This is a genomic window from Amycolatopsis sp. NBC_01286, from assembly GCF_035982555.1.
GTDB lineage: Bacteria > Actinomycetota > Actinomycetes > Mycobacteriales > Pseudonocardiaceae > Amycolatopsis.
Genome location: NZ_CP108428.1, coordinates 6334111 through 6348590, shown reverse-complemented (window position 1 = coordinate 6348590; position 14480 = coordinate 6334111). Strand labels below are relative to the sequence as shown.

Annotated in this window: 9 protein-coding genes; 6 read left to right on the top strand and 3 right to left on the bottom strand. The window is 72.3% G+C overall.

Annotation, left to right across the window (positions count from 1 at the left end; all coding sequences use genetic code 11):
- Positions 1–52 precede the first annotated feature (52 nt).
- The 3 genes from OG570_RS29975 to OG570_RS29965 all read left to right on the top strand — a co-directional run bounded on the left by OG570_RS29975 (position 53) and on the right by OG570_RS29965 (position 1437).
- The gene (locus OG570_RS29975) at positions 53–223 is read left to right on the top strand and encodes a hypothetical protein (protein WP_247052937.1); all 171 of its coding nucleotides are present in this window, start codon (positions 53–55) and stop codon (positions 221–223) included.
- A gap of 339 nt (positions 224–562) precedes the next feature.
- Positions 563–931 (top strand): hypothetical protein, encoded by a 369-nt coding sequence (locus OG570_RS29970; protein ID WP_247052939.1) that lies wholly within the window; start codon positions 563–565, stop codon positions 929–931.
- The gene (locus OG570_RS29965) at positions 928–1437 is read left to right on the top strand and encodes a roadblock/LC7 domain-containing protein (protein WP_326950649.1); all 510 of its coding nucleotides are present in this window, start codon (positions 928–930) and stop codon (positions 1435–1437) included. Before OG570_RS29970 ends, OG570_RS29965 begins: the two co-directional genes overlap by 4 nt.
- Before the next feature lie 7 nt (positions 1438–1444).
- On the opposite strand, the gene OG570_RS29960 is transcribed toward OG570_RS29965, so the two are convergent.
- Complete coding sequence (locus tag OG570_RS29960; protein WP_326952475.1) at positions 1445–2143, bottom strand: SDR family NAD(P)-dependent oxidoreductase; 699 nt, start codon at positions 2141–2143, stop codon at positions 1445–1447.
- A gap of 113 nt (positions 2144–2256) precedes the next feature.
- Between OG570_RS29960 and OG570_RS29955 the strand changes: the two genes are divergently transcribed.
- On the top strand, positions 2257–3138 hold the full coding sequence (locus OG570_RS29955; RefSeq protein ID WP_326952474.1) for a helix-turn-helix domain-containing protein: 882 nt from the start codon (positions 2257–2259) through the stop codon (positions 3136–3138).
- An 18-nt stretch (positions 3139–3156) separates the two neighbouring features.
- Here the strand turns inward: OG570_RS29955 and ggt are convergent, their stop codons facing one another.
- Complete coding sequence (ggt, locus tag OG570_RS29950) at positions 3157–4947, bottom strand: gamma-glutamyltransferase (RefSeq protein ID WP_326952473.1); 1791 nt, start codon at positions 4945–4947, stop codon at positions 3157–3159.
- A gap of 215 nt (positions 4948–5162) precedes the next feature.
- On the opposite strand from ggt, the gene OG570_RS29945 reads away from it, so the two are divergent.
- The gene (locus OG570_RS29945) at positions 5163–6740 is read left to right on the top strand and encodes a long-chain-fatty-acid--CoA ligase (RefSeq protein ID WP_326952472.1); all 1578 of its coding nucleotides are present in this window, start codon (positions 5163–5165) and stop codon (positions 6738–6740) included.
- A gap of 2 nt (positions 6741–6742) precedes the next feature.
- On the opposite strand, the gene OG570_RS29940 is transcribed toward OG570_RS29945, so the two are convergent.
- On the bottom strand, positions 6743–11125 hold the full coding sequence (locus OG570_RS29940) for a glycoside hydrolase family 3 C-terminal domain-containing protein (protein ID WP_326952471.1): 4383 nt from the start codon (positions 11123–11125) through the stop codon (positions 6743–6745).
- 234 nt (positions 11126–11359) lie between these two features.
- On the opposite strand from OG570_RS29940, the gene OG570_RS29935 reads away from it, so the two are divergent.
- A complete protein-coding gene (locus OG570_RS29935; RefSeq protein WP_326952470.1) occupies positions 11360–14470 on the top strand; it encodes a GH92 family glycosyl hydrolase in 3111 nt (1036 codons plus the stop codon).
- The last annotated feature ends 10 nt before the right edge of the window (positions 14471–14480 follow it).

Below are 14480 nucleotides of genomic sequence, written 5' to 3'. Positions count from 1 at the left end.
TCACCGGACCGAGCGATCCCGGGCGGCCGGTCCGCGTGGCACCATGATCGTCATGGATGAGTTCGAGGTGGGCGAGACCGTCCGGATCACCGGCCGGACGATGACCGGGAACGTCGGCACGGTCGTCCACTTCGACGGCAAGCGCGACAAGTACCTGGTGCGTGTCGGCGCGGTCACCCAGAACTACTTCCCGGCGGCGGAGCTGGAGCGGTTCTCCGGCTAGCGTTCCCCGCTCGTCACACGCGGACAGCGCGTGACAACGGCCGATCTGCAATTTGCCGAATGCATATCGCCGCGATAAGCCTCGCCCGCACTCCGCTTCCGCGCGGAAAACGAATGCCGGACCAGGTCATCGGACAGGCGAACAAGTCACAAAGCCGCGCCGCCCTGACTCCCGGAAGAATTAATCAGATTGCTCCGAACGGGCGTACTCATCACCGCCGCGGACACATAACGTCACCTGCCTACGCAACGGACTGCCACTACGCGAAGCGAGCCTTCGCGCCCGGGCACGTCGATTGCCGCACTCGAACGTGATCGCCCGACAGGAGAACCCCTTTTCATGACGATCGACCTGGCGTTGAAAGAAGCGATGAGCATTCCCGGCGCCGTCGGCGCGACACTCGTCGACTACGAGAGCGGGATGTCGCTCGGTTCGGCGGGCGGTGGTGACTGGCTCGACCTGGACGTCGCCGCGGCCGGCAACACCGAGGTCGTCCGGGCGAAGCTGCGCGTGATGGCCTCCCTCGGGCTGGACGACGCCATCGAGGACATCCTCATCACGCTCCACCGCCAGTACCACGTGATCCGGCCGCTGTCGGCCCGCGGCAACTCGACGCTGTTCCTCTACCTCGTGCTGGACCGCGAACGCGCGAACCTCGCGCTCGCCCGGCACAGCCTCAAGCGCATCGAGATCAGCCTGTCCGTATGAGCGGTACCGACATCCACAGCCAGCACTTCAGAGCGCCGCTGCCGATCCGCAAACCGTCCACCGCGACCACGAGCCCGCCGGAACGGGCGGTCACGAGCCCGCCGCCCGACTCGGGCCGCACCCTCGAGGTGCTGCGCACGATCCGGGGCCAGGTCGACCAGGTCGCCGGGCTGCTCATGGCCACCCACGACGGCCTGGTCCTCGCCGACGACACCGACAGCGTCGAGCCCGACAGCGTGGCCGCCATGTCGGCGGCGGCCATCGGGCTCGCCGCGCAGTTCACCGCCCAGGCCGGCATCGGCGAATCACGCTCCGCGATGTTCGAGGGCAGCTCCGGCTACGTCTGCGTCTTCCCGGTCGAAACGTCGCTCCTGCTGGTCGTGTTCGGCCAGCCGGACATCACCATGGGGCTGTTCACCCTGGCCGCCAAGCAGGCGCTGACCCTGTTGCGGCACACCTCCCTGGCCCCGGCCGGGTCGCGCCCCGCCGGGCCGGCACCGGAGTAGGACCGGCTCAGGACCAGGCGATCTCGCCGCTCCGGGCGACGAACCGCCCGGAGCCGGCGCCGGGCTCCTCGGTGGCCAGGCCGACGATGGCGTCGGTGCCCTCGGTGACGGTCTGCGGGCCGCTGTGGCCGTTGAGGTCGGTCGCCGTGTAGCCGGGATCGGCGGCGTTGACGCGGATGCCGGGAAACGCTTTCGCGTACTGCGTGGTCAGCATCGTGAGCGCCGCCTTCGAGGCGGTGTAGAGCGGGGCGACGACGCGGGACTCGGCGCGGGCCGGGTCGTGGGTGAGCGCGAGGGAGCCCATCCCGCTGCTGACGTTGATGATCACCGGGTCCGCCGACCGGCGCAGCAGCGGCAGGAACGCGCTGGTCGTGCGGACCACGCCGGCGAGGTTGACGTCGAAGACGCCGAGGGCGTCGGCGCCGGTCAGGCCGGTGGGGTCGCCGGCCGGGCCGTGGACGCCGGCGTTGTTGATCAGCACGTCGATCGCGCCCTCGCGCGCGGCGACGTCGGCGGCCGCGGCGGCGACGGACGCGTCGTCGGTCACGTCGATGAGCACGAACCGCGCGCCGACCGCGGCGGCGGCGCGCGCGCCCGCCTCCGGGTCGCGGGCGCCGGCCAGCACGGTGTGGCCGGCCTCGACGAGGCGGCGGGCGGTCTCGCGGCCGAGACCCTTGTTCGCTCCGGTGATGAAGGTGATCGTCATGCGGTCGATCCTCGGCCCGCTGCGGGCGGGCGGCCAGGGACGCCTCGACGGTAGGAACAGCGGTACCACCCTCGAGGCCGGGTCCGGCGGCCGTGCTCGGGGAAGATGGGGGCATGACCACGACACCCGGGACCGGGCTGGGCGCGATGATCCGCACCTGGCGGGATCGGCTGCCCCCGTCGGCCGCGGCGCTGCCGGTGGGCCGGGCCCGCCGCGCGGCCGGGCTGCGGCGCGAGGAGCTCGCCGACCTCGCCGGCCTGTCGGTCGACTACGTCGTGCGCCTGGAGCAGGGCCGGGCCACCACGCCGTCGGTGCAGGTGGTCGCCTCCCTCGCGCGGGCCCTGCAGCTCTCGACCCCCGAACGGGATCACCTGTACCGGCTCGCCGGTCTCACCCCGCCGGCCGGCGGCACGATCTCCGACCACATCCCGCCCGGCGTCCACCGCGTGCTCTCCCGGCTCGGCGACGTCGCGGTCGCGGTGTTCGCGGCCGACTGGCAGCTGGTCTGGTGGAACCGCGGCTGGGCCGCGCTGCTGGGCGACCCGTCCGCTGCGGAGCCCCGCCGGCGCAACTTCGCCCGCGACCGGTTCCCGCTCGGCACGGGCCCCGCCTGCCTCGCCCAGTGGCCGGTGACCGAGCTCGACAGCGACACGACCGACCTCGCCGTCGTCGCCGACCTGCGGCGCGCCACCGGACGCTTCCCGCACGACGCCCGCCTCGCCGGCCTGATCCGCGAGCTGACCGCGGGCAACCGGCGGTTCGCGCGGCTGTGGGCCACCGGCGCCGTGGCCGCCCACCGCGAGGACGACAAGACGATCGACCACCCCGCGGTGGGACCGATCGAGGTGAACTGCGACGTCTTGGGCGACGGCGACACCGAGCTCAAGATCGTGATCATGACGGCCGTCCCCGGCAGCCCCGCCGAGACCAAGCTGCGCCTCGCCGCGGCCACCGGGCCACCGGTTCGGGAGCGGGCCGCACCGGCCGGGCGGTGAACCCGGCCGGTGCGCACCTCACCGGCGGGAGACGACCGCCGCGGACGTGCCGCCGTCACGGCGGGCCGGTTCGCCCGCCGCGAGGACCCGGCCGTGGGGCAGGAACTCCAGCCCGGCCGCGACGCCGATGTCGCCGACGTCGGTGAAGCTCTGGCCGAGTGCCTCGAGCCCCGCCGTGGTCGGCTGCGCGATGAACGCCGCCTCGGCGTCCGTCGTCGCCGCGTTGCGCTGGGACGCGCGGGGGGCGGCGATCGCCTGCGGCAGGCTCATGCCCAGGTCGATGCGGTTGACGAGGATCTGCAGGACGGTCGTGATGATCGTCGCGCCGCCCGGGGAGCCGACGGCGAGGAACGGCTTGCCGTCGCGCAGCACGATGCTCGGGGACATGCTCGAGCGCGGCCGCTTGCCGGCCGCCGGGAGGTTCGGGTCGGGGGCGGTGCCCTGGGTGGGTGCGAAGTTGAAGTCGGTCAGCTCGTTGTTGAGCACGAAACCGCGGCCGGGCACGGTGATGCCGCTGCCGGCCTGCTGCTCGATCGTGTTCGTGTAGGACACGACGTTGCCCTGCTTGTCCGTGACGACGAAGTGGTTGGTGTGGTTCTCGTTGCCGTCGGCCGACGCCGCCGGGACGGTCTTGCAGCCCTGCGGGTGGAAGGGGTCACCCGGCGCGACGGGGCTCTGCCCGGCCCGGGCCGGATCGATCTTGCACGCCCGGGTCGCCGCGAACGACCGCGACAGCAGCTGCTGCTGGGGGACGTCGACGTAACGCGCGTCGCCGATGTAGCGGTTGCGGTCGGCGAAGGCGAGCCGGCTGGCCTCCAGGTAGTGGTGCAGGGCCTGGACGGTGGACATCTTGCCGAGGTCGAAGTTCTGCAGGATGTTGAGCGATTCGCCGACGGTGATGCCGCCGCTGGAGGACGGGGCCATGCTGTAGACGTCGTAACCCCGGTAGTTCACGTGCGTCGGCGCGGCGTCGAGCGCCCGGTAGGCGCGCAGGTCCGACAGCTGCATCGGGCCGGGGATCGGCGTGATGGTGGCGTTCTTCGCCAGCGGCAGGTGCTGGACGGTGTTCACCAGGTCCCGGCCGACCGGACCGCCGTAGAACGCGCCGATGCCTTCGCGGCCGATCTGCCGGTAGGTGGCGGCGAGGTCGGGGTTGCGGAAGACCGAGCCGGCGACCGGTGCCTTGCCGCCCGGGAGGAACAGCTTCGCGCTCGAGCTGAACTGGCCCAGCTTGGCCGCTTCCTCGGTGGTCTGGTTCGAGAAGGCCGGGTCGACGACGAACCCGCGGTCCGCCACCTGTTCCGCGGGGCGCAGGTTGTCCGCGAGGCTGAACCGGCCCCACTTGTCCAGCGCCCGCTGCCACGTCGCGAGCATGCCGGGCACCCCGACGGACCGGCCGCTCTCGACGGCGGTTTCGAACGGGTACGGCTGACCGGTGGCCGGGTCGATGAACATCTTCGGGCCGTCGGCGGCGGGGGTGGCCTCGCGGCCGTCGATCGTGGAGATCTTCTTCGTGTGGGCGTCGTAGTAGACGAAGTAGCCCCCGCCGCCGAGCCCGGCGACGTAGGGGTCGGTGACCCCGAGGGTGGCGGCCACGGCGACGGCGGCGTCGGCCGCGGTACCGCCCCGGCGCAGGACGTCGATCCCGGCCTGGGTGGACTCGGGGGTGTTGGACACGACCGCCCCGCCGGACCCCACGGCCACCGGCTGTTTCGATGGCTGGGGCTGGGCCTGACCGGGCGCCGCGGCCCCGGTCAGCACCAGGGTGGTGACGACGCCGACCGTGAGGACTGATCGGACTGTGCGCATGAGCGTCCCTTCTCCGGGACGAGTGACCACCGCCCTGGTGACCACGCTGTCCGGAAGCACCACCGCAGGTCTAACACCGGTGCGGGGGAAAGAAAATGGGCTTGAGGAAGACTTAGTGATTCCCGGAGTACCCGGCGGCGGTGGACCCCGCACCGGTCACCGTGGTAGAAGTAGAACCTGTTTCACTTTGATCACCGGTGCCTGGAGGTGCGCGGATGGGCGTCCCGACCGTGACCGAACTGCTGCTGGCCCGCGCCGACGACGAGCGTCCGGGCCTGCGGTTCGAGGACGAGACGTACACCTGGGCCGAGCACGTCCGGGCTTCCGCCTGCCGCGCCACCGACCTCCGGGCGACGCTGGACCGGGACAAACCGCCCCATGTCGGCATTCTGGCCGACAACGTACCGGCGTTCTCCGTCCTCCTGGGCGCCTGCGCGTTCGCCGGGGCGGTGCTGGTCGGACTCAACCCCACCCGCCGCGGTGCGGCCCTCGCGCGCGACATCCGGCTCGCCGACTGCCAGTTCGTGGTCACCGAGCGCAAGTACCGGCCCCTGCTGGCGGGACTGGACCTCGGCGGGATCGGCGTGCGGGACCTGGAATCGTGGCCGTCGGCGGACACGCCGCTCGATCCCGTCCCCGCGTCGGCGGACGACCTGCTCATGCTGATCTTCACCTCCGGCACCAGCGGCGACCCGAAGGCCGTGCGCTGCACCCACGGCAAGATCGCGTTTCCCGGCGCGATGCTCGCCCAGCGCTTCGGACTGTCCACAACGGACACGGTCTACGTCACGATGCCGATGTTCCACTCCAACGCCATCATGGCCGGCTGGGCGGTCGGGCTCGCGGCCGGCGCGGGCATCGCGCTGCGCCGCCGGTTCTCGGCGTCCGGCTTCCTGCCCGACGTGCGGAAGTTCGGCGCGACCTACGCCAGCTACGTGGGCAAGCCCCTGTCCTACGTGGTCGCCACCCCGCCACGTCCGGACGACGCGGACAACCCGCTGCGTCTCGTCTACGGCAACGAAGGCGCGAGCGCCGACCTGGCCGCGTTCGAGAACCGCTTCGGCTGCAAGGTCGTCGACGCGTTCGGCTCCACCGAAGGCGGCGTGGGCTTCGCCCGCACCGACGACACCCCGGCCGGCTCCCTCGGCCGACCGGCCGACGACGTCGCCATCGTGCACCCGCACACCGGCCGGCCGTGCCCACCGGCCGCGTTCGACGCCGACGGCCGGCTGACCAACGCCGGGGACGCCGTCGGCGAGCTGGTCAACACCACCGGCGCCGGCTGGTTCGCCGGGTACTACCGCGACCCCGGAGCCGACGCGGAGCGGCTGCGCGGCGGCCGGTTCCACACCGGCGACCTCGCCTACGCCGACGCCGCCGGGTTCTGCTACTTCGCCGGGCGGCTCGGCGACTGGCTCCGCGTCGACGGGGAGAACCTCGGCACCGCGCCGATCGAGCGCATCCTGCTGCGGCACCCCGCGATCACCGACGCCGCCGTCTACGCGGTGCCCGACCCGGTGACCGGGGACCAGGTGATGGCCGCGATCGTCCTCGGCGACACGCCCCTGGACCCCGCCGGGTTCGGCCGTTTCCTCGCCGGCCAGCCCGATCTCGGGCCCAAACAGGTGCCCCGGTACGTGCGCACCGTCCGGGAGCTGCCACGGACGTCGACGTTCAAGGTCGTCAAGCGGCAGCTGTCCGCCGAGGGTCTGACCGGCCCCGACGTCATCTGGGAGCGTGCCGGGCGGGACATCGCCTACGCCGCACTGTCCACCGTGGACAATTCCGTGTGAGGTCAGCCGACGTGCAGGGTGGCCGGGTCACTTGTCGTGCTGCCGGCCAGGTTGGTGAACACGGCTCGATACTGCGTGCCGTCGGCCGCGCCGCTCACCGTGAGTGTCGGTGACGTCGCCGCCGGGACGTCGGCCCACTCGCCACCGGGCAGCCACTGCTGCCAGCGCACCAGCGGGGCCGGGTCGCCGACGGCGTAGGCCGTGAACGTGACGTCCGGTGCGGCGGTCGCGTCCTGGGGCTGCTGGGACACCACCGGAGCGGTCGGCTCCGCCGACGTCAGCTGGATCGGGACGACGTCGCCACCCGTGACGGCCACCGCGATCCGGCCGATCGCCAGGCCGCCGGTCCCGATGTTCAGCCGCAGGTCCGAGTGGTTGTTCTCGCGGTTCGCGAACGCGGCGTCGGGCAGCGGCACCACCGCGGTCCGCCAGGTGCCGGTGTCCTCCCCGGTCACGGCCGCCGACTCGCGGTAGGCGTTGTTCGGCACGTCGGCGCCCGAGTCGTACTGGATGTTCCAGCTGCCGGTCCCGCGGTCGAAGTAGCTGACGTACGCGGTGGCCTGGTAGCTACCGCCCGGGACGACGCCGTCGTCGAGGTCCAGGTAGACGAACGGCGACGCGGCCCCCGTCGTCGTGCGGGCGGGCAGCCCACCCGCGGTCACCGGGATCGTCCGGCCGTCGTCGCCGTCCCGGACGCTCGCGCCGTGCGCGCTGTCCGGGTCGCCGAACGAGTCGCCGACGATCGCGGCCCCGCCGGCCGGCTGCCCGACGCCGACGGCGAAGACGTGCGTGGCCGGGCTGCCCGCCGCCTGCCCCGGCGCGCTGTCGGGCAGGACCACGTACCGGACCGTCTTCGCCGGGTCCAGCGTCGTCCAGGCCAGGTAGACGTGCACGTTCTGGTTCTGGCGCGCGCTGTCCGGCCCGACGTTGATGTACGGCGTCGTGGCCGCGATCGACGTCCCCGGCGACGCGCTGCCCGACCACCAGTCGGCGAAGGACAGCGTGTAGCTCTGCGTGCTGCCGTCGGTGTAGACGACGGTGCCCGGCGCGGACGTGCTGCCGAAGGCGCTGGCGCCGAGGAACCCGAGCAGCCGGCCCGAACCGCTGACCGGCAGCACCTGACCGGCCGCGATGACGTTGTCGGGGACGTTCGGCCGCGGCCACGCGAAGGTGATCCCGCCCGCGGTGACGGGCTGTCCCGGCGCGAAGCCGGCGGCGGCCAGCGCCTGGGCCGAGTAGTTCAGGCCGCTGCCGTCGAACGCGCCGGCCGCGGGCAGGCCGTCGTCGCTGATCCCGGTGTTGTTGTAAGCGGCCGCCACCGAGCCGTACGGCACCTTGACGTCGCCGCTGGAGGTGAACGTCCCGGCGCCGGACGTCGCGGTGAAGCCGATCGGGTAGGTGCCGGGCTGGGCGTCGGCCCCGGCCGTGACGGTCCACTTCACCGTGACCGACGCGCCCGCCGGGACGCGGCCGGAGCCGGCCGGGGTCGATGGCGTGGCCGTCCAGCCCGCTGGCACCGCGATCGCCACGGCGAGCCCGCGGACGTCCTTCGTGCTGCCGTTGACGAACGTCGCCGTCGCCGTGCCCCGCTCCCCCGCCGCCAGGAACGCCGGCACCGTGCTCGTCAGCGTGCCGGTGACGACGATCGGCGCCGACCCGGAGACGCCGTTCACGGTCGCGGTGATCGTCGCGACGCCGTCCTTGATCGTGTGCACGATCCCCTGGCCGTCGACGCTCGCGACGTCCGGATTGCTGCTCTTGTAAGCGACACGAGCACGGGCGAGGTCCACAAAGGACTGGTCGTCGTTCACCGCTTCGACGACGCCGTCCGCGACGATGCCCAGGTCGCGGTCCGGCTGCTCGGCCGGGTTCGTGTCGTCGGCCAGCCACCGGTTCGCGCCCGTCAGGTCAAGGCTCTGCCCGGGGTGGTACACGACGGCCTCGGGCTGTACGGTCACCGTCTTCACGCGCGGCTTCGGCGTCCCGGTCACCTGAACGTCCTTGCGGGCCACGATCGTCGCCGCGTCGGTGCCCACCCGGAACTGATAGGTGCCGTCCGCGACCGTCTCACGCGAGTGCGCGGTGTCCCACAGCGCGAGGTCGCGGACGCGCACCGGCAGCACGAGGTGCTGAGTCTGACCCGGCGCGAGCGACCCGGTCTTGCGGAACCCGGCGAGGCGCTGCAGCGGCTCGTCACCGGTGCCCGCGCCGGGCGTGGCGACGTACAGCTGCGCGACGGTGGTTCCCGGGCGCTGTCCGGTGTTCGTCACATCAAGACTGACGTTCACCGTGCCGTCGGCGGACACCGCTTGGTGGTCGACGGCGACGCGGGAGAACCGGAAGGTGCTGTAGCTCAGCCCGTAGCCGAACGGGCGGGTCGGCGCGCCGGTGAAGTACTGGTAGGTCCGCCCCAGCCCGCCGGTCGCGGCGGCGCTCAGCCCGTAGTCGTGCACGTCCGGCAGCTGCGCGTCGCCTTGGTACCACGTGAAGTCCAGGTGCCCGTCCGGGTTCTGGGCGCCGAACAGGACGTCGGCGAGCGCGGTGCCCTGGCTCTGCCCGTTGTAACCGCTGAACAGGATCGCCGGCACCTTCGCCTCGACGTCGCCCAGCGCGACCGGCCCGAGGGTCTGCAGCGCGAGCGCGGTCCGCGGGTTGCCCAGCGCGCTGACCTGGTCGATCAGCGACGTGTAGTTGCCCGGCAGCGCGAGCGACGCGCGGTCGTGGCCCTCCCCCGCGGTCGCGCGGTCCGTGCCGGCGGCGATCACGACCAGGTCGGCGGCCCGGACGGCCGCCTTGGTCGCCTCGCTCAGCACCGCGGGCGTCGTCGCCGTGGTCGAGGTCCCGGCCGCGTCGAAGACGACGGACGCGTTCGGCAGCGCGGCCCGGATGCCCTGCACGGCGTTGACGGTGTGGGTCGGCTGGCCGCTGTATCCGCCGAGCGTCACCGTGTTCGCCAGGTCGCCGAGGACGACGACCTTCGCGGTCTTCGCCGGGTCGGCCGGCAGCAGCGGAGCACCACCCGGCAGCGGCGCGTTCTTCAGCAGCACCAGGGAGTTGTCGGCGACCTTCGTCGCAAGGGCCTGGTGCGCCGGGCTCTCGATGACGGACTTGCCGATCTTCGTGTACCCGACCCGGTCGGCCGGGTCGAACTCGCCGGTGGCCATGCGCGTGGTGAACAGCCGGACGAGACCGGCGTCGAGCACGCCTTCGGACAGGATGCCCGCGTCGATGGCGGCCTGGATGTTCGTGAGCGTCGCCTGGTCGCCCGTGCAGTTGAGCTGCGTCCCGGCACGCAGGCCGTACGCCTCGGCGCCGGCCGCCGCCGGGATCGTCGCGTCGGTCGTGGTGTTCGTCCAGATCACCTGCGCGCCCGCGACGGACGCGCGCCAGCCCGGCGCGGCCCACAGGTGCCCGCCCGGCGGCGGCTGCCACGCCGTGGCGATCGCGTCGCAGTCCGACGTCGTGTAGCCGTCGAAGCCGAAGGTGCGCTGGGCCAGCTGGTTCACCAGGTAGGTGTTGACCGCGCCGGGCGTGCCGTCGATCGCGTTGTACGACGTCATCAGCCCGCTGACGTGGTCGTCCTCGACGAGCTTCTGGAACTGCTTGAGGTAGTACTGGTGCAGGTCGGCTTCGGTGGTCGGCGAGTCGCCGGAGAGCCGGTCGTCCTCGACGTTGTTGAGCGCGTAGTGCTTGGCCGTGGCGGCCACCTTGAGGTACGGCGTCATCGGCGTGCCGTCGAGCGTGTAACCCTGGTAACCGTCGACGAACGCGCCGGCCATCTTCCCGACGAGGTACGGGTCCTCGCCGAACGCCTCGTCGGTGCGGCCCCAGCGCGGGTCGCGGTCGAGGTTGACCGTGGGCGCCCAATAGGTGAGGTCGCCGTACTCGCCGACGTCCGGGCCGATGTTGTTCTGCCCGGTCCCGAACAGCGACTTGTCCAGGAAGCCCCGGGCCTCGTCGGAGATCGCCGTCGTCTCGGCGTAGGTCAGCGCCGGGTCCCACGACATCGTCGCGGCGAAGTTCACCGGGAAGCTCGTCGCGTGCACGTCGTCCACGTCGCCCTGGCCGCCCGCGCCGGCGTCGCCGCCGAGCCGGTTCAGGCCGTGCTGCCCCTCGCTCCAGTAGGTGTACTGCTGCACGCCGAGCCGCGGAATCGCGGGCGCGTTGTTCGTGTGCAGCTGCTGCGCCTTTTCCGGCAGCGTCATGCGCGAAACCAGATCGGCGGCGCGTTCGGCGAAGCTGTAATGGGTGTCCCGGTAAATCGGCGTGCCGGGCGCGGGAGCCGCGACGGCCGCATCGGTGACCACGGCAGCGGTGACGGCGATTCCGCTCAGCGCGGCGACGGCGAAAGCCGTGTACCGGTGGGCGGGACGCGTGTGGGCCATGGGAAAACCTCCAGGAGCGGACCGACGCGAGAAGTCACACTTCCGCCGTTCGGCGCGGAAAGTCAAGGGCGGAACGCGATCTTGTCCCCTTTGTTCGACGCAAAACCGGAACAGGACAAGACGTAAAGTTTCAGCAAGCTCCCTACGGCGTGAGCGGTATTGACAGATATGGGAGAAATGCCGACACTTCGAGGCGCCGCCTGACCGCGATGCCGACGATTCCGGAGGCTTGCCGTGCGCCGATCCCCGTCCCGGAAAGCGTCGTGGAAAGCGCTCCCCGCCGCGATCCTGCTCGCGCTCGGCGTCGCCACGCCGGCCACCGCGGCCCCCGTGACCCCCAAACCGGTGCCGCTCGTGACGCATCCCGCGCAGTACGTCGACCCGATGATCGGGACGGGCACCGGCGGCGCGGAAGTCGGGCAGATCAACAACTTCCCCGGCCCGGCGGTGCCGTTCGGCATGCTCCAGTGGAGCCCGGACACCCCCGGCGCGTACGCCGGTTATTCCTACGACAGCACGCATATCAGCGGCTTCAGCCTGACGCACGCCTCGGTCGGCTGCCGGCAGTTCGGCGACGTGCCGATCCTGCCGGTGGTGGGTGACGTCGGCGCCGCGCCGTGGAACCGCGCCGAGACGTTCTCCCACAGCACCGAAACGGCCCGAGCCGGGGCCTACAGCGTGACGCTGGCCGACTCGGACGTGCGCGTCGACCTGAGCTCCGCGACCCGCACGGGCCTCGCCGCGTTCACCTTCCCGGCCAGTGACCGGGCGCGGGTGCTCGTCAAAGCGGGCGCCAGCCTCAACGGCAACCAGGCCGCCGGCCTGCGGACGGTCGGCGACCGCGAGGTGACCGGCTCGGCCACCACCGGGGACTTCTGCGGCAAGCAGAACAAGTACACGATCTACTTCTCGGTGCGGTTCGACCGCCCGTTCACGACGGCGGGTGGCTGGGACGGCACGACGGTCGGCGCGCCGGGCTCCTCGATCGACGTCTCCGGCCCGCACTCCGGCGGCTACCTGACGTTCGACACCCGGGCGAACCGGACGGTCCACGCGAAAGTCGCGATCTCCTTCGTCGACACCGCCGGCGCCCAGCGGAACATGACCGAGATCCCCGGCTGGGACCCCGGCCCGGTCCAAGCCTCCGCGCGCACGCAGTGGGACGACGTCCTCGCGCGCATCCAGGTCGGCGGCGGCACGGACGCCCGGCTGCGGACGTTCTACACCGCGCTCTACCACTCGCTGCTGTACCCGACGACGTTCAGCGACGTCGACGGTCGCTACCCGGGCTTCGATGCGAAGATCCACGCGGTGAGCGGTCGCCAGCGCGTCCAGTACGCCAACTTCTCGCTGTGGGACACCTATCGCTGCCTCGCCGCGCTGCAGGCGTTGCTGCTGCCGGACGTCGGCAGCGACCTCGCCCAGTCGCTGGTGAACGACGCCGAGCAGTTCGGCTGGCTGCCGAAGTGGCCCGTCATGAACGGGGAGTCCGGCGTGATGAACGGCGACAACGTCGTCCCGTTCCTCGCGTCGCTGCACGCCTTCGGCGCCCGGGACTTCGACACCGGCACCGCGCTGACGTACCTGCTGAAGGGCGCGACCACACCCGCCCCGGCCGGGTTCCCGTACCTCGAACGCCAAGGCGTCGCCGACTACCAGGCCTACGGCTACGTGCCCAACGACCGGGCCGAACTGGGTCACGTGCGCGAAGGCGCGTCGCAGACCCTCGAGTACGCGATCGACGACTTCGCGATCTCGCGGTTCGCCGGCGCGCTCGGCCGGGGCGACACGGCCGGCGCGTTCGCGGCGCGCGGGCAGAACTGGCAGAACGTCTTCGACGGCGGCACCGGCTACCTGCGGCCCAAGGACAGCACCGGCGCCTTCCCCGCCGGGCCCGGGTTCGTGGCGCCACCACCCGGCCAGTTCGGCCAGGACGGCTTCGACGAGGGCAACGCCGCGCAGTACAACTACCTCGTCCCGCAGAACATGGCCGGGCTGATCACGGCCATGGGCGGCCGCGACGCCGTCAACCAGCGGGCCGACGCGTTCTTCCGGCTGCTCAACACCGGGCCGAACCTGCCGAACCAGTGGTCCGGCAACGAGATCGACTTCGCCACGCCCTGGCTCTACGACTACACCGGGCAGCCCTGGAAGACCCAGGAAGTCGTCCGCCGCATCGAAACCCAGCTGTTCTCGGCGACCCCGGACGGCGAGCCGGGCAACGACGACCTGGGCGCGCAGTCGTCCTGGTACGTGTGGGCCGCGCTCGGGCTCTACCCGGTGACGCCGGGCACGACCGACCTCGCGTTCGCCAGCCCGCTGTTCCCCAAGGCCGTGATCCACCTGGCGAACGGCCGCGCGATCACGATCGACGCCCCCGCCGCGGCCGACGATCACCCGTACGTCACGGGTCTGACCCTCGACGGCAAGCGGTGGGACAAGACGGTCCTGCCGGACACGGCGCTGCGGTCCGGCGCGAAGCTGACCTTCGCGCTTTCGGCGCAGCCCAACACCTCCTGGGCGACGGCCGCCGGGGCCGCCCCACCGTCCTATCAGGACCGTCAGGCGCCCGCCATCGGCTACACCAGCCCGAGCGGCGGGGTGGTCACGGGCCAGGGCACGTCGTTCCCGGCGACCGTCGGCGTGGTCGACGCCGGGGGCCGCGCCGGTCCCGTGCGCTGGACGGCGAACCCCCCGGCGGGCATCACCGTGACGCCGTCGTCAGGCGTGCTGCGCCCCGGGACGAGCCAGGCGGTCACCGTCGCGGTCGCCGCCGACGCGGCGCAGGGCAGCCACCCCGTGCCGGTGAGCTTCGCCGACTCCACCGGAAAGGCACTGCCGGGGAGCACGATCGGCGTGACGGTGCCCGCGGCCGACGGCGCGGCGACCGTGTGCGACACCCTCGGCGCCACCGACGCCGAGTGCGGCCTGCAGCGGCTCGACAACGACGACGGCCGCTCCGAAGCGGGCACCGTCGCAGGGCGCTCGGCCCGCACCACGCTGAACGGCTACCTGTACTTCGGCGTCACCAACGACCTCGTGCCGGGCGGCTCCGCCTACACGGCCACGATCGACGTCGACTACTTCGACCAGGGCACCGGGACGTGGAACGTGCAGTACGACTCGACCGGGGAGCCGTACCAGGGCAGCGCCCCGGTGACGAACACGAACACCGGCACTTGGAAGACGGCGACCTTCACCCTCCCCGACGCGGGGTTCGGCAACCGGGAGAACGCCGGCGCCGACTTCCGCGTCGCCACCGGTCCCGGGTTCGGCATCGCCCGGGTCCACGTCCGGGTGTCCGGCGGGAACGTCCTGGCGCTGCACCTCTGTCCCGGGGACTGAGCCCCGGGCG

Coding starts and splice junctions, on each gene's coding strand:
- OG570_RS29975 (WP_247052937.1), top strand. CDS start 53: ATGGATGAGTTCGAGGTGGGCGAGACCGTCCGGATCACCGGCCGGACG.
- OG570_RS29970 (WP_247052939.1), top strand. CDS start 563: ATGACGATCGACCTGGCGTTGAAAGAAGCGATGAGCATTCCCGGCGCC.
- OG570_RS29965 (WP_326950649.1), top strand. CDS start 928: ATGAGCGGTACCGACATCCACAGCCAGCACTTCAGAGCGCCGCTGCCG.
- OG570_RS29960 (WP_326952475.1), bottom strand. CDS start 2,143: ATGACGATCACCTTCATCACCGGAGCGAACAAGGGTCTCGGCCGCGAG.
- OG570_RS29955 (WP_326952474.1), top strand. CDS start 2,257: ATGACCACGACACCCGGGACCGGGCTGGGCGCGATGATCCGCACCTGG.
- ggt (WP_326952473.1), bottom strand. CDS start 4,947: ATGCGCACAGTCCGATCAGTCCTCACGGTCGGCGTCGTCACCACCCTG.
- OG570_RS29945 (WP_326952472.1), top strand. CDS start 5,163: ATGGGCGTCCCGACCGTGACCGAACTGCTGCTGGCCCGCGCCGACGAC.
- OG570_RS29940 (WP_326952471.1), bottom strand. CDS start 11,125: ATGGCCCACACGCGTCCCGCCCACCGGTACACGGCTTTCGCCGTCGCC.